Annotated in this window: 13 protein-coding genes; 10 read left to right on the forward strand and 3 right to left on the reverse strand. The window is 43.8% G+C overall.

The window, feature by feature from the left end:
* Positions 1-54 precede the first annotated feature (54 nt).
* Positions 55-672 carry an SLOG family protein gene (locus tag AC58UU_RS01010; protein WP_497312181.1) on the forward strand — a complete coding sequence of 206 codons (618 nt, stop codon included), beginning with the start codon at positions 55-57 and terminating at the stop codon, positions 670-672.
* Between the two features lie 335 nt (positions 673-1,007).
* Positions 1,008-2,213 (forward strand): MFS transporter, encoded by a 1,206-nt coding sequence (locus tag AC58UU_RS01015; RefSeq protein WP_497312183.1) that lies wholly within the window; start codon positions 1,008-1,010, stop codon positions 2,211-2,213.
* Between the two features lie 6 nt (positions 2,214-2,219).
* Here the strand turns inward: AC58UU_RS01015 and AC58UU_RS01020 are convergent, their stop codons facing one another.
* From AC58UU_RS01020 to AC58UU_RS01030, 3 genes are read right to left on the reverse strand one after another with little or no spacing between them, the layout of a single operon-like run.
* Positions 2,220-3,299, reverse strand: coding sequence for a mannose-1-phosphate guanylyltransferase (locus tag AC58UU_RS01020; protein WP_029196696.1), 1,080 nt, complete (start codon positions 3,297-3,299; stop codon positions 2,220-2,222).
* A complete protein-coding gene (locus tag AC58UU_RS01025; RefSeq protein ID WP_497312185.1) occupies positions 3,292-4,398 on the reverse strand; it encodes a glycosyltransferase in 1,107 nt (368 codons plus the stop codon). The genes AC58UU_RS01020 and AC58UU_RS01025 overlap by 8 nt, the downstream gene beginning before the upstream one ends.
* Positions 4,398-5,618, reverse strand: coding sequence for a glycosyltransferase family 4 protein (locus AC58UU_RS01030; protein WP_497312187.1), 1,221 nt, complete (start codon positions 5,616-5,618; stop codon positions 4,398-4,400). Before AC58UU_RS01030 ends, AC58UU_RS01025 begins: the two co-directional genes overlap by 1 nt.
* A gap of 207 nt (positions 5,619-5,825) precedes the next feature.
* On the opposite strand from AC58UU_RS01030, the gene AC58UU_RS01035 reads away from it, so the two are divergent.
* The 8 genes from AC58UU_RS01035 to AC58UU_RS01070 all read left to right on the forward strand — a co-directional run bounded on the left by AC58UU_RS01035 (position 5,826) and on the right by AC58UU_RS01070 (position 15,507).
* A complete protein-coding gene (locus AC58UU_RS01035) occupies positions 5,826-6,125 on the forward strand; it encodes a helix-turn-helix domain-containing protein (RefSeq protein ID WP_312883361.1) in 300 nt (99 codons plus the stop codon).
* A complete protein-coding gene (locus AC58UU_RS01040) occupies positions 6,091-7,032 on the forward strand; it encodes a DUF1861 family protein (protein ID WP_497312190.1) in 942 nt (313 codons plus the stop codon). The genes AC58UU_RS01035 and AC58UU_RS01040 overlap by 35 nt, the downstream gene beginning before the upstream one ends.
* Positions 7,033-7,130: 98 nt before the next feature.
* Positions 7,131-7,700, forward strand: coding sequence for a 50S ribosomal protein L25 (locus tag AC58UU_RS01045; protein WP_497312192.1), 570 nt, complete (start codon positions 7,131-7,133; stop codon positions 7,698-7,700).
* Between the two features lie 248 nt (positions 7,701-7,948).
* A complete protein-coding gene (locus tag AC58UU_RS01050) occupies positions 7,949-9,313 on the forward strand; it encodes an extracellular solute-binding protein (RefSeq protein ID WP_497312193.1) in 1,365 nt (454 codons plus the stop codon).
* Between the two features lie 113 nt (positions 9,314-9,426).
* A complete protein-coding gene (locus AC58UU_RS01055) occupies positions 9,427-10,311 on the forward strand; it encodes a carbohydrate ABC transporter permease (protein WP_497312195.1) in 885 nt (294 codons plus the stop codon).
* Position 10,312: 1 nt separating this feature from the next.
* Positions 10,313-11,140 (forward strand): carbohydrate ABC transporter permease, encoded by an 828-nt coding sequence (locus AC58UU_RS01060; protein WP_497312197.1) that lies wholly within the window; start codon positions 10,313-10,315, stop codon positions 11,138-11,140.
* Between the two features lie 71 nt (positions 11,141-11,211).
* A complete protein-coding gene (locus AC58UU_RS01065; RefSeq protein WP_497312199.1) occupies positions 11,212-12,822 on the forward strand; it encodes a response regulator transcription factor in 1,611 nt (536 codons plus the stop codon).
* A 615-nt stretch (positions 12,823-13,437) separates the two neighbouring features.
* Complete coding sequence (locus AC58UU_RS01070) at positions 13,438-15,507, forward strand: bifunctional aldolase/short-chain dehydrogenase (protein ID WP_497312201.1); 2,070 nt, start codon at positions 13,438-13,440, stop codon at positions 15,505-15,507.
* The last annotated feature ends 29 nt before the right edge of the window (positions 15,508-15,536 follow it).

A 15,536-nucleotide genomic window follows, 5' to 3' on the forward strand; every position in this document is an offset into this window, starting at 1 on the left:
GAGGCATATCTGTGCTAACCTGATAGATAGAGTTAACAAGGTGGTGTACCTCTTTTGAAACGAGTCTTAATAACGGGTTATAAAGCATCAGAGCTGGGCATTTTTTCATTAAAGCACCCAGGCATTCCGATTATCAAAAAAGCGATCAAAAAGAGACTCATCGCACTTATGGATGAAGGTTTAGAATGGGTCGTTGTGAGTGGACAATGGGGGGTCGAATTGTGGGCAGCTGAGGCTGTGCTTGACCTTAGAGGAGGCGCCTACCCAGAGCTGAAATTAGCTGTCGTTACCCCTTTTCTTGAGCAAGAAGAAAAATGGAGCGATGATAAGAAAAATAGCTATAATAGCGTCATGGAACGGGCGAATTACGTGAACAGCGTGACAAAAACCAAATATGAAGGACCTTGGCAGTTCAAGGAACGAGACAAGTTTCTGCTCCGTAATTCGGACGGCATCATTCTTGTATATGATGAAGATACCGAGGGGTCACCCAAGTTTATGAAACAGCAGGCAGTGCAGATTGCTGCGAATCATGCCTACCCGATTATCACGATTAATGCCTATGATTTACAAAATATCGCCGAAGATGAACAGGGTGACCAGTCGGGAGATCTGGCTGGAGACTTCGATTTCGCCGACGCCGCTAATAATACGGATTTTGAAGAAATATAAAAGAGGTCTATTATATTCTACATGATGGGGTTGGTATGAGGGCTTGGGTGTGCTGCCGTTTTTCCCCATGAGTGAGATAGCAAAAAGAGGTTGGATGCTTGTACATGGTGATGTACGAGCAACCAACCTCTCTTTTCTGATGAGATTAACAATTACACTTCTGCCGTTTAGTTTCAAATAAGGTGTTACCTTTAAAGTCATGCCTAATCCTTCTACAATTTTTACGTTCACGCAAATTCAAGCAATATGATAAAATATACATATCATAGCATGGTTGTCGGGAGATCTTCGTATATCTATGGTCGTTCAGTCATCAAGCATCAGGGGGTAAACACATGGCATTTTCCTGGAAACGTAATCTCATCACTTTATGGATCGGTGTATTTTTCTGCGGCATGGCGTATACAATTTCTGTTCCTTTCTTACCTATCTTTCTGCATACGGAGCTCGGCATTGATAAAGGACTGGAAGCATGGTCAGGTATTACGTTTGGCATCACCTTTTTGGCTAGTGCTTTAATCGCGCCCTTTTGGGGCTCTTTGGCGGACAAGTATGGCCGCAAACCGATGCTGATTCGCTCAGGCTTCAGCCTAAGCGTTCTTTATTTTGCGACTTTTTTCGTCCATGATCCTTACGTATTTCTGGTCGTTCGGATTCTTCAGGGATTGCTTGCCGGTTTTGTTCCTGCTTCCATTGCCTTAGTAGCCACGAACACGCCTGAAAAAGAAGTGGGTTATGCGCTGGGGGTTATGTCAACGGCAGGAGCCGCCGGAAGTGTCATCGGTCCGCTGGTAGGCGGATTCGTCAGTCACTGGGTGGGAAACCGAGAATCGTTCCTAGTCTCTGGGTGTGTCGTCTTAGTCGCAGCCTTTATCGGGCTGTTTGGGGCTAAGGAAACGAACTTTAACCGCTCGGCTACGAGATCGGGTGTTATGGATGATTTGAAGTCGGCTGCTCATAATCGCCCTTTCATGATGATTCTAGGTGTCACCATGTTGGTAGCAACTTCGGTCATGATTGTCGAGCCGCTGCTTACCATCTATGTGCTGCAAATGGGCGGCACCCAAAGCTCAGCTTCGCTGAGTTCAGGCATAATTTTCTCTGCTGTCGGTGTCGCAACCGTCATTGCAGCACCGAGATGGGGGAAACTCGGACAGAAAATCACCTACTCCAAAACACTGTTCATCGGCCTAATTGGCGGAGGAATTGGGAATCTGCTTCAGTTAGGCACTCACCACCTGCTGGCCTTTGGCATTCTGAGGTTCAGCTATGGGTTGTTTTTTGCTGCCGTCTATCCGGCGTTAAACGCGCTCATCGTGAAATTTACGGATTCGAGCTTTAGAGGCCGAGCTTTTAGCTTAAATCAATCCGCTACGCAGCTTGGAACCATGAGCGGTCCGATTATCGGTGGCTTTTTGGGCGGATGGATCGGTATTCCGCTCGTTTTTGCCATCAACGGCTTGGCGCTTATCTGTGTGGCGTTCTTCTTCAAATACCGCGGTCCCAAAGTGGCGGCTGTTCCATCATCTTCACCAGAGTAAGGCAATTTAAATATACTCAGTCATTCCTTTTTCCTTCAGCAGGTCGACGATATCCTTAACAGATTGTGCTTTGTCTTTGGGACATATCAACAGTGCATCTCCAGTATCCGCAATGATGAAGCCGTCTACGCCAATTGTCGTGATTAGTCTGCCATTTCCATATATGATCGAATTTCGTGTATCTATGCCCATATGATTTGCTTTAATAATGTTTCCCGATGGATCCGGAGGGAAGATCGCGCCGAGCGCATCCCAACTGCCGATATCATTCCAGCCAAATTGACCAGACAGAACAACGACTTCATCGGAGCGCTCAAGGATCCCGTAATCAATCGAAATGTTTTGAAGCGTAGGATAGATGTTATTAATGATTTCCTCTGCCTGATCCGTACCCAGATAATCGCTGATTGGAAGCATTGTCTTATACAGCCGAGGCAGGTAACGCTTGAAATTATCAATAATGACGGAAGTTTTCCAAATGAATATGCCGCTATTCCATAAATAATTACCTGATGACAGATAACCTTGTGCTTTCTGAAAGTTAGGTTTTTCTACAAATTCAGCTACTTCGTATACGGCAACAGGATTGGAAGAAATGGGTTCTTTATCGAAGGCGATATAACCGTACCCGGTCGATGGAAATGTCGGTTTAATTCCGATGGTAACGATTTTGTCCGTCTTCATCGCGACCGTACAGGCTTCGTCTAGCGTAAGCCGAAATTGTTCTTCATCGGTTATATAATGATCGGAAGGCAATACGACCATTAAGGAATCACCATGTGATTTTTCTATAGATAACGCCGCGAAAAGTATGCTTGCAGCCGTGTTTCTGGCGACGGGCTCGATCAAAATGTTGCTTTTCGAAACACTGCTATGCATAATGCTCTCCAGCAGAACTGCTTGAGAACGATTCGTAACAATAACGGTATTTTCTTGCGGGATTATTCCTTTGAATCGTTCGATCGTATCGTTTAGCATAATATCATTTCCGCTAATATTTAGAAGCTGCTTCGGAATCTCTTGTCTAGACAGCGGCCAGAAGCGGGTTCCGCCTCCGCCTGCAAGGATGGTAGCAAATTTATTCATGATGCATCACCAAATGGGCAATGGAGAAGGAAATGATACTCTCAGAGCCTTGATTAAGGTTAAGCCCTGTGGCATGGATGCCATCGTAACAAGCCCCTGTTTGAGGATCAATGAGAGAGATTTTTAATGAATTATGGCCTAAATACCATTCGTAGCATAAGGCTGCTATCTTCAGATAAGCTGGGTCTTGGAGCACGATCGCGGCTTCTTTACAAGCAAGAAGCATTTCACAGGCTTCAATCGGCTGTTCGTCGTAGAGAGCGGCCTTCTGGTCTCGCAACTGCCAGCCATGGCTGCCAATCGGCTTATAATATCCTTCTTTAGCAAAGGTTTTGGATACTAGAAAATCCAGACTTTCTTTAGCTGTTTCCTTCAAACTAAGGTTATCCGAGATATGTGATGCTTTTAAAAGTGCCCATGGTAGCATGGAGTTTCCGTAGGTAAGGCTGTCTTCAAACCAATTCCAACCGTTTCCCTTATTGCGAACATATTGATTGTGCAGTCGGACCGCTATTTTTTCGATCACATTGATGATGAATGCTCTTGGTAGAAAAGCCTTATCTTCTGCGGTGCTTGGCGTGTGGAGATAGGGGAAGGAGTAAGTTAAAGCATCAGGGGTTTCTATTAAATAACTCAGACCGATTATCGCATAGGCACCAGCACGAGGAGAACCTAGCTTCTCGATATGCGGTAATGCCTGATTGATTAAATAACGGCAGGTATTAAGTACATTATCAGGTAGAATGGAAGAATGGGCGAGCGTAAAGCCTAGTGCCCATAACGTGCGTCCTTGACAATCCTCAGAGCCGCTTTCCTCCATGAATGTACGGTTATAATCCATAAAGTTTCTAAAGTTTCCATCTGTATTCTGTGCATGGTGAATGAAGGAAACATAAGTATGAATGAGGTCTAACGTGCTGGAATCTTTATTGCTGTTGTACAATAAAACGGCTGCGATTAATGCCCGTGCATTATCATCCGTCGTATAACCTTTCGACCGGTCGGGTACGCCAAACTTGGTATGTTGAAAAATGCCTGTATCATCGGTTATCCTGCGCATGTAATCGGACTTAAACTGCCGTATCGTTTGTACTTGCATTAAATCACTCCTAAATGTTTTACTTTAGCAAAACTGGCATCGTAAGTATTTACTTTAGTTGACTCTGCATCTAGTATTTTTTCTTGGAAGATGTCGGCATAGGTTTTGGCAATTTCGTTCCACAGCATGGTTTTTCCGAGTTCGAGCGTACGATTTTCCATTTCAGCTATTCTAGTAGGGTCATTCAGTAATTGAAGAATGCAAGCTTCCAAGGAGGCTGAATCACGGAAGTTTGCCAGTAAGCCCCTGCCCTCTGCCAGCATTTCCTCGGCATACCGGTAAGGTGTGGAGACAATAACCCTTCCATAACCGACTCCGTATGCCAAAGTTCCGCTAACGGCCTGATCCTTGCCTAAATAAGGAGTCATATAAATGTCTGACATGACCAGCGATTGAATGACTTCATCCTGCGTTAGAAGCTTGTCGACGAAGCGAACGTTACGCGTTAAATCAAATTCTTCCACAAGGCCCATCAGCTTTTGTCTGTATACCTCGCCTGTTTCTTGTTTAACGACCGGATGTGTTTTCCCCCAAATGATATAGAGAGAATCGGGATGCTGTTTGACCACTCCGCGCATAGCCTCAATGCTGTATTCAATTCCTTTACCAGGACTTAGAAACCCAAAGGTGGATAATATTTTTCGATCTGCAAAGCCATATTGCTCTTTAAGCTCTGATCTTGATCCGGTTTGGACATGGGGTACACCATGGTGAATGAATGCGATTTTGGCAGCATCAACGCCATATATGGAGATCAAATCGGTTACTGTAGACTGCGCCATCGTGACAACTTTAACACTTAGCTCTGCAACTCGATTCATGATGTGACGCTGCTTGGCAGAAGGTTTGGTTAACACGGTATGAAAAATGACGACATACGGAATAGTCAGTCTCTCGACGAATGGAATCAAGTATTCACCGCTTTCTCCGCCGTATATACCGAATTCATGCTGGATAACGAGAAGATCAACGTCTGATGAGCTAAGATAATCGGCCGTTTCTATATAATCTGATAGCTTATGTTGGTCAATTTCCCTCATCACTTGCTCTTGATAGTCGTAAGTTTCGTTGTTATTGATTGCAATGATACGAGGCTTGTTAAAGCCTTTGATGTGCTGGAGTTCATCTAATAAATCTTGTGTAAATGTAGCTATGCCGCATTCTCTCGGCAGGCTAGTACCTAGAAAAACGATATTCCTATTGCTGCTTGTATACTTCATATAATGAGCCTCCATGTTGGTTCGCGATTTTTGGAACACAAAAAAAAGAATATAAAGATAGATCTTTAATTCTTTTGGGGGAAGGGGTATTTTATTTTCAGAAAATTCCAAATTATTTCCTGTTTTCACTATAACATGACCATTTTTTCTTGTCAATTCATTGACTCTCCTTTGTATACCCTATATATTTATGGAGGAGGTGTATGTGTGTCAGTCATACGTAGTAAACTAAAAGAAGTCATGGAAAATCACGACCCTAAATTATCTATACGTAAGCTCGCTAAAGAGATTAACTACCACTTTGACTCCGTTCGGCGGATGTATAAGGATGAGATGGTACAGTATCCTAGAGATTTATTGCTGAAGCTTTGTCTGTATTTTAATGTCCAGCCTGGGCAGCTCATTGGCATCGAAATGGATGAGGAAAGTGATTGGACGATAGATGCATCGATGGATTATCAGGAGGACGTCAATGACAAGGAAATCGATAACAACAGAGAGCTGTAAACAGCTTCTGGAAGCTTTTTATGCAAACCCCAGATTAACAAAAGTGCAGAAACTAGTGTTCTCTGGAGTTGGAAATCGCGATGTATACAATATAACGGCCCCGTTTCAGTACGACGGGGAGGAAGACATCTTAGGAAGAGTTGAGGAACGGGATAGTGAGTTCTCTCAAGTCTTCTTTTTTACATGCAAAAATCAGGTTTGGAGTCCCCGAATACATACACACACTTATAACTTGCAGGATCCATGTATGGTCATCATCAAAGGTGAACTAATAGTTGGCGGAGTTGAAGTCATTACGGCTGTCGATAATCCGAGTAAGATTGTGTCGTGGGTTACCCAATTTTATCGTGGTTTTCACATAGATTCATTATGTCACTTCTCTTCTGGACCCGGTACGATGAAGGATATTCGTCTAATTGAGCTTGCCGATGGTAGAGTAGGTGTCTTTACTAGACCACAGGGAGCAAGAGGTGGGAGAGGGCAAATCGGATTTACAATCATCAACTCGCTGGAGGAGCTCAATGAGCAAACCTTCATAAATGCGGAAATTCTTAGAGAACAATTTGTCCCCGAAGAATGGGGCGGTGCGAACGAAGCGCATTTACTGGGGAATGGTCATGTGGGCGTTCTGGGACATATAGCCTGCTTTGATACCATAGGAAAAAAGCATTATTATTCCATGGTCTTTTCGATAAACCCTGAGACCTGTGAGAAAACACCCATGAAAATTATTGCGGCAAGAAGTGATTTTCCAAGAGGTCCTGGCAAACGGCCTGATCTTGAAGATGTTATTTTTAGCGGTGGGCTTATACGGTCAGGCAATGGGCGAGCCGTTCTTTCTGTTGGCGTTAGTGATGCAGAGGCTTATCAGATTGAGATCCCTGATCCATTTATGGAGTATGAATAGTAACGAGTGGGTTTTCATCAAAGTTTGACTAGATTTTATGGTCATGTTATAATCATTTTGACAAGAATTTATGGTCAAAGAGAGCGGGAAACAAACAAATGAGTAAATTTATTCAATTGAACAAGCGCACTGGTGAAACAAAGTCCCACATGAATCAAGCAAGAAAACAGGGACGCATCCCGGCTGTGTTATATGGGATTGGTAAAGATACTTTATCATTAGAAGTAAATGAAAAAGAAATGCTGGATATTTTGAAAAAAAATCCGCGAGCTATTCTGCAAGGCAATACATCCGATGAAAAAGTAATTCCGGTCATTGTTCAGAGCGTTCAAAGGGATTCCATGTCTGGCAATCTGCTGCATATCGACTTTCATCATGTAAACATGACTGAAATCATGGACAGCAAAGTGACCATTCAGTTTTCTGGAGAGGCAATTGGCATTAAATCTGGCGGGGTACTGCAAATCGAAATCTATGAAGTAGAAGTTCGTTGTATGCCTGGTGATTTGCCGACTTCGATGGAAGTGGATATTAGTAGTCTTGATGCTGGCGACAAGCTTCTCGTTTCCGACCTGATTTTCAAGGATGGCATTGAAGTGTTGACGGATCCGAATACGGTTATGATTCAAATCAAAACCGTGCATGAGGAAGTCGAAGCAACAGCCTAGAAGAAATCAAACAAACATTAAATATAGTTAGAATGGTTAAATCCCCTTACGGCGGGAAGTGTCTAAGTTCATGAACTTAGACACTTCTGCTTGCAAGGGGATTTTTTGGTTTCCCCTCATTTATGCCATATGGGGCAGAATAGAGAATTTTATCCCTACAGTCTCGAAATGACTGACTATAATTTACCAGTCCCCATTTCTATAATCAAAGTGTAAGCAAATAGTTAACGATCTGTAGGAGGTCAAGAATGAAAAAGACGAAAAGTGCATTATCTTTGGCAATGGTTATGGCAATGGCAGCGACATCAGTGGCGTGCGGTTCGGGCGGGGACACAAAGACAGCATCATCTTCAACCGCTCCTGCTTCAGCTGCTCCCGCTGCTTCGGTTAAACCGGTTGAAACCGCAAAGCCGAAAGAATTCAAGATGGTTCTGCGCCACATAGAAATCAAAGATACGGCGAAATCGAATCTTGCTATCTTGCAGGATGTAGTCAAAGCAACAGAAGCTGAAGTACCTGGATTGAAATTTGAGCTGGATGGCGTTGAGGATGTTGTCAATCGCGATACGAAGCTTAAAGCTGAGATGCAGGCTGGCAGCCCGCCGCCTATTTTTGACCTTTTCGGTGGAGCGGATACCCAGAACTATTCCAAAGCAGGTCGTCTTCTTGATTTGACGCCGATTCTCAGTGAGCTTGGATTGAAAGACAAATTCATGAACTTGAACGAGTTCACCGTTGATGGCAAAATCTATGGTCTTCCTAGAGCGGGATATGTGGAAGGTGTATTCTACAACAAAAAAATGTTTGCGGATGCAGGCGTTCAGGTTCCAAAAACGTGGGATGAATTCTTGAAGGTTTGTGAAGCGATTAAAGCAAAAGGGATAACTCCGATTGCCATGGCTGGAGGCGCTGGCGATGGTTGGGTAATTAACATGCTTGCGAACACGTTGTTCGTACGTCTTGGCGGACCACAAATCCAAGAAGGCTTCGCGGCAGGGAAAACGAAGTGGACGGATGCTCCAGTCGTCGAGTCGTTCAAGAAGCTGGATGAATTGAAACAAAAAGGTTATATCGACAAAAACGTGATCGCGACGAAATATTCGGACGGCCAAGCCAAATTCTACACAGGTCAAGCTGCGATGCTGTTTGATGGCAGCTGGGCGGCAGGTGGAATCATGGGTAAAAACTCCACAGTCGCTGCAGACGCAAGCTTCTTTAACTTCCCGAACCTGGGCGGTGCAGGGGATGATATGATCAACGGCGGTTGGTCAAACGGTTACGGTTTCTCTTCCAAGTTGAATGACAGCGAATTAAAAGCAGTTAAAGCGTTTATTAAAAACTTCTATACGGAAGCTAATCAGAAGCGTGCTTTGAAAGAATCCGGCAACATTCCAGCCATGAAGCTAGCTGATATTGGTGATGCTTCAGGTTTAGTTGCAGAAGTCGTAAAAGGCCAGCTTTCTGCTAAGAAAGGTGCTTTCCCAGCATTTGACGCATTGGTTTCACCTGCGGTTAAGAAAACGCTGGAAGGTACAATGGAAGAGCTGATGGGCGGTAAAGTAACGCCGCAGAAAGCTGCCGAGAAAATGCAAGCAGCACAAGATGCTAAATAAGATTGAATAAAGCACAGGGCACCACACGTACGCGGTGGTGTCCTGATTTATGGTCATTGAAGCTGCGCCTCCGTGACAGATCAAGTCATTATTATCGAAAGATGGGGGATAACATGAATAAAGTATTACGCAATCCGCTTGCCTACGCGCTATTCGTCGTTCCAGGCGTGGTGCTCTACATGGTCTTTTACATCTTACCCATGATCAGCTCTTTGAAGTATTCGGTGACAAGCTGGAACGGAATTAACGATCCGATCTTCAATGGTTTGGATAATTTCATTAAGGCTTTCCATGATGAAAAATTTTGGATCGCCCTCAAGAACAATATTTATTTCGTGCTCTTTTCCGTGTTTGTACAAATCCCAATCATTATCTTTTTCTCGATTTTGATAAGTGGGGCGCGCAGGTTTCTGGACTTCTATAAAACGACCGTGTTTTTGCCGAGTGTGCTTTCGACAGCTATTGTCGGAGTGATTTGGCAATTCATTTATCATCCTGACGCGGGTTTAGTTAATCAGCTGTTACGCGCGATGGGGCTTGAGAAGTGGACGCATCTATGGCTTGGCGAAGAGGGATATTCGATGATGGCCATACTGGTCACGAATGCGTGGCAGTGGACTGGGTTTTATATCGTTCTCGTATTGGCTGCCATTTTTGCAATATCCAAAGATGTTCAAGAAGCAGGAGAAATTGATGGTGCCGTCGGTTGGTTAAAGGCGCGTCATATTACAGTTCCACTTATTCGTCCGGTCATTCTAGTCGTCATGATGCTATCCATTACAGGTGCGATGAAAGCCTTGGATATCGTGTTTATTATGACAAAAGGCGGCCCTTTCGGCAGTTCTGAGGTTATGGCAACATATATGTACAAACAGGCCTACTCCATGTCCTTATTTGGTTACGCCAATGCGATATCTATCATCATTTTCTTATTCACAGTCCTATTGACATTAATCTTCCATTTCATTACCAAAAGGTCAGAGGAGGTCGAATACTAATATGAGAAGAAACACAAGCGGCATACTCCGGCATCTGATTCTTTTGGTTTACCTGCTTATCGTCTTATATCCGCTCCTATTTATACTCAATTCTTCATTCAAAAACAATTCAGAGGTCTTTCTTAATCCTTGGGGCTTTCCAAAGAAATTCGAATTGGATAATTACATTGACGCATTCACAAGCTCAAATATTGGTATTTATTTTGTTAATAGTTTGTATGTTAGTACGATTTCAACAACGGTAGCTATCTTGCTGGCGACTTCAATCGCTTATGCCTTAACGAGAATGAAATTTTCTAAAGTGAGCAAAATTGTTTACGGCATTCTTTTGTTATCGCTGCTCATATCGCCTGCGTCGCTGCTCATTCCTTTGTATATCATGATCAAGAATATGGGGATCTACAACACGCCTCTTGCCTTGATTGTTCCTTATACAGCTTTCGGCATTCCGCTATCCGTGTTTGTCATTGCAGCATTCTTGAAGTCCATCCCCAGGGAGCTGGAGGAAGCGGGCATCATGGACGGACTTACTGTATATGGCTTGCTATCACGTATCATCATGCCGCTTACAATGCCAACACTTGTGACGGTATTTATTCTGAACTTTATGGGACACTGGAATGAATTTATTATGGCAAACCTGTTTTTATCTAGTCAAAACCTGCGAACTTTGCCTGTTGCGGTTGTTTCTTTCATGGATAAATTTCAAATGAACTATGGAGCTCTTACCGCATCCGTGATGATCAGCGTCGTACCGGTTATTGCGATTTACAGTGTTTTGCAGCGGCAAATTATTCAAGGTGTTACAGCAGGCAGCGTGAAGGGCTAACGAATCGAAATCCCCGTATATACGAATAGGGATGCAGATTTCCTGACTTTTGAAGAAGGGAGATGTCTTTGATGTTGAAAGCACTGCTTGTTGACGATGAAATTAACATTTTACGTAATTTGGGGCGTGTTATTCCATGGGAAGATATCGGTATTGAAATCGTTGGGTTAGCTGAGAATGGCGCCAAAGCATTGGAATTGGTGGATCTTTATAACCCTGACATCGTGCTGTCGGACATCAGTATGCCAGTCATGGACGGTATCACCTTCGTTCAAAAGCTGCGAGAGCGAGACGATTCTTGTGAATGTATTATGTTAACAGGATATCAGAGCTTTGAATATGCTAGATCGCTTATGCGGTACGGGGTCAAGGAATATTTGATGAAACCTATTAATTATGAGGAGTTAGAGCGAGTTGTAAGACGTGTTGCGGATTCGATCCTTGTTAAACGACTGAAAGCCAAGAAAGAGGAAAAGGCATGGGGGAACGTCGTCAGCTTGGTTTACGAAAAAATGCTGTATGACTTTCTGATGGATTACACGTCCATTGCAACCCATCCCCTTCTAACTGCTGAGGGACCGCATCTGGATGAGACTGAATATATGCTGTTTCTTGTTGATCTTGAGCACTATGCCAAGCTGTCACTCGGTTGGGATGAGAAGGAACAGAGATTGTGGAATTTTGCGATCTATAACGTACTTCGGGAAGCGCTGATCTTGGAAAAGCGAACATACACAGTCCTGCAAATGCGCCTGGGAGAATGGTGTTTATTGATCAAACAAGCCCGGGGCGAGAGGTCGGATGTGGAGATCAATCAGGTTAAAAAATGGGCAAATCACATTCGCGAGTGTGTTAAAAACAATGTTAAACTGGAAGTGAGTGTAGGCATTTATTCGCATTGTTTGCCCGTCACTGGGTTAGCGGCAGCGTATAAGCGAGTGCAGTGGGAAATTCACTTGTCTCCTGGCTGCAACACCATTGTGACATCAACGAATCCGAATTGTACATCGCAATTGCAGATTGATTTACTGTGGCAAATAACGGAGGATATGGTCTCTGCGCTTAAACAATGCAACCGTGTTAAAACGGAAGAAGTTATGGAAGCGCTCAATGATCAATTGAAAATAATTCCCGATTCACTTATGCTGCGTGTACAGCAAATTTTGCATTATCTAGTACTTAACCTTCTTCGCGAAATGCGTGAATTCAACATGTTTAAACAGCTCGAAGAGGAGAGCATTTGGGATAAGCTCAGTTACAGTATCAGCGCGAAAGACTTACTTGTTGTATTGAATGAAATGGTCAGTAAATATCTTGAAGTATTTGTAAGTAAAAAATCAAGCATCGCACTTATGGAATCAGCCAAGGCTTATATCCATGAACGAATGGCCAATGATCTTGGCATCGATGAGCTTGCAAGCACGCTAGGCATCAGTAACAGCTACTTTAGTTTGCTATTCAAACAGCATTTCGGAGTCACGTTTGTCGAGTATTTGACGAAGTTGAGAATGGAGACGGCAAAGTCCTTGCTCGAAGAGAAAGAGCGCAGGGTCGCACAAATCAGCGAGTCTGTCGGTTACTTGGATGGTCGTTATTTCATGAAAATATTTCACAGATATACGGGGATGACGCCTTCCGAATATCGAGCCAGCAGGAAGAATATTGCCTGTTTTCACAAATAAAAGGATTCAAATGGGCTGTCTCGAAAGTAGATAAATCTACTTGGGGAAAGCCCTCTTTTCTTTTTAGTCTTCTTCGTGGATAAATGCATCCATCTACCAATGGTAGGCTTCCGCTAAGGGGAACGTAGAGACGCTAAATACGTGAAATATGCGCTAATTCCAGCATACGAGGAACGTAGCGATGCTATTCCGTTGTTTTTAGCTTCGGATAGCTCAAATTTCATCAAATAACGCCCTCACATTCCGCTAATTCAATTTTTAGCTCATTTCATCCACTTTAGCGGCTTGTCGTTCCGTTAAGAACAACTCTGCCCCAAAAGGACCTCCCCCTTATTGGCGGAAGTCCTCATGGATTCGTGTAACCAATTTTAAGGTAGATACCCCTCAAGGTTTATAACCCTTTTGGGATAGCTCCTTTTTTTTGTTTTTGATTTAAGTTTTAAAGTCCGTTATGTTTTGTTTTCTCTTTAAAACAAAAATAAAAATAACTATTCAAAAATAAACAAAGATATGTTACGATGAATCCATCAAGAACAAACACATACTCATGAGAAGTAAGCGTAAGCGGAGAGACTTTGAACTACGTTCAAAGATCCCTATATTAGGAGGATACGTATGGTTGCGAATTTGTGGGAAGCGGAAAAAGCGAATGCAGTATCAAAAGGCGTAGAGGAACTGGTGTACCGTTCCAATTTATTAGGGGCAGATCGTGCAGTTGCTAACTGGGGTGGCGGTAACACTTCGTACAAAACAATCGAGAAGGATTTCCGCGGTCGTGATGTAGAAGTGATGTGGGTAAAGGGCAGCGGTTCTGACCTTGCTACAATGAAAGCAAAGAATTTCACAGGTCTTCGCATGGAAGACATTCGTCCTTTGTTCGAGAGAGATGAAATGTCCGACGAAGAAATGGTTGCTTACCTTGTGAATTGTATGATCGACAGCAAACATCCGCGTGCTTCTATTGAGACGCTTTTACATGCATTTTTGCCTTTCAAAAACGTTGACCACACGCATCCAGATGCGATTATCGGTCTCTGCTGTGCACACAACGGACGTGAGTTGGCGAAAGAAATTTACGGCGACCGTTTCGTATGGGTACCTTATGTGCGTCCTGGTTTTACACTTTCCAAAATGATCGCGGAAGGCGTTAGAAACAATCCAAAAGCTGAGCTCGTGCTGATGGAGAAACATGGTCTGGTTACTTGGGGCGAAACGTCTGAAGAGAGCTACCTCAAAACTTTGGCTATCATTCAAGAAGCAGAAAGCTTCATTGAAGCTCGTGTGAACGAGAGCAGCCTTTATGGCGGAGCGAAATATGAGTCCCTTTCTGAATCCGAGCAAAAAGATATTTTGGCACAAGTCCTGCCAATCGTTCGCGGAGCAGTGAGCAATGAGAAGAAAATGATCCTGACCACTGACAGCGCGGATGATGTTCTGAAGTTCGTTAACAGTAAAGATGCTGCTGTGCTATCCCAAGTAGGAGCGGCTTGCCCGGATCACTTGGTTCACACGAAAATGAAGCCTCTTTATATCGATTGGAATCCCAACTCCCGTGATGTTGCTTCCTTGATTGAAGCTTTAAACGCTGGAATCGCGGCTTACAAAGAAGAGTACAAGGCTTATTTTGACCGCAACAAAAATGAAGGCGATGTAATGAACGAAGCAGCACCTCGCGTTATTCTGATCCCAGGTATCGGGATGATCAACACAGGCAAAAGCTGGTCTAATGCACAAGTAAGCGGAGCTCTCTATCACCGTGCGATTGCCGTAATGAGAGGCGCAACAGCTCTCGGAACGTTCGTTTCTTTAAGCGAAAATGAATCCTTCAATGTCGAGTACTGGCCTCTTGAACTTTATAAATTAACTTTGGCTCCGGCTGAAGCGGAATTTTCCCGTAAAATTGCTTTCATCACAGGCGGCGCAGGTGGAATCGGAAGCGTAACGGCTCGTCAATTTTTAAAAGAAGGCGCGCACGTTGTTCTAGCTGACCTGAATCTTGAAGGCGCACAAAAATTAGCTGCTGAACTGAACGAGCAGTATGGCGAAAACAGAGCCATTGCCGTTAAAATGGATGTAACGAAAGAAGAGGAAGTAGAAGCCGCTTACCGCGAATCGATTCTCAGCTATGGCGGTATCGATATTATCGTGAATAACGCAGGTCTTGCGACTTCTAGTCCTTTTGACGAAACATCACTTAAAGAGTGGAACCTGAACATGAACGTGCTCAGCACGGGTTATTTCCTTGTAGCTAGAGAAGCTTTTAGAATTATGAAAAAGCAAAGCATCGGCGGCAGTATGGTATTCGTCGGCTCCAAAAACTCGGTATTTGCAGGCAAAAATGCCTCCGCCTACTCGACAGCCAAAGCGGCTGAAATTCACTTAGCACGCTGTATCGCTGCTGAGGGCGGGGAATTCGGCATTCGCGTGAACTCGGTATTGCCAGATGCAATTCTTCAGGGCTCTGCGATTTGGAATTCCGGCTGGCGCAATGAACGGGCTGCAGCTTACGGTATTGAACCGGATCAGTTGGAAGAGCACTACCGCAAAAGAACGACGCTGCTCGTTAACATTTTCCCGAAAGACGTTGCGGAAGCTATTGTATACTTCGCTTCTTCCAAAGCAGACAAAACGACAGGTTGTATGATCACAGTTGACGGTGGCGTTCCGGCTGCCTTCACTCGCTAATTACTTCCACAACCAAAAGGAGATATAAT

It is taken from the genome of Paenibacillus sp. JT22N1 (assembly GCF_059692155.1).

Bases quoted from the DNA above. Each gene is read 5' to 3' on its own strand.
- AC58UU_RS01015 (WP_497312183.1), top strand. From the start codon at position 1,008: ATGGCATTTTCCTGGAAACGTAATCTCATCACTTTATGGATCGGTGTA.
- AC58UU_RS01020 (WP_029196696.1), bottom strand. From the start codon at position 3,299: ATGAATAAATTTGCTACCATCCTTGCAGGCGGAGGCGGAACCCGCTTC.
- AC58UU_RS01025 (WP_497312185.1), bottom strand. From the start codon at position 4,398: ATGCAAGTACAAACGATACGGCAGTTTAAGTCCGATTACATGCGCAGG.
- AC58UU_RS01030 (WP_497312187.1), bottom strand. From the start codon at position 5,618: ATGAAGTATACAAGCAGCAATAGGAATATCGTTTTTCTAGGTACTAGC.
- AC58UU_RS01040 (WP_497312190.1), top strand. From the start codon at position 6,091: ATGACAAGGAAATCGATAACAACAGAGAGCTGTAAACAGCTTCTGGAA.
- AC58UU_RS01045 (WP_497312192.1), top strand. From the start codon at position 7,131: ATGAGTAAATTTATTCAATTGAACAAGCGCACTGGTGAAACAAAGTCC.
- AC58UU_RS01050 (WP_497312193.1), top strand. From the start codon at position 7,949: ATGAAAAAGACGAAAAGTGCATTATCTTTGGCAATGGTTATGGCAATG.
- AC58UU_RS01055 (WP_497312195.1), top strand. From the start codon at position 9,427: ATGAATAAAGTATTACGCAATCCGCTTGCCTACGCGCTATTCGTCGTT.
- AC58UU_RS01060 (WP_497312197.1), top strand. From the start codon at position 10,313: ATGAGAAGAAACACAAGCGGCATACTCCGGCATCTGATTCTTTTGGTT.
- AC58UU_RS01065 (WP_497312199.1), top strand. From the start codon at position 11,212: ATGTTGAAAGCACTGCTTGTTGACGATGAAATTAACATTTTACGTAAT.
- AC58UU_RS01070 (WP_497312201.1), top strand. From the start codon at position 13,438: ATGGTTGCGAATTTGTGGGAAGCGGAAAAAGCGAATGCAGTATCAAAA.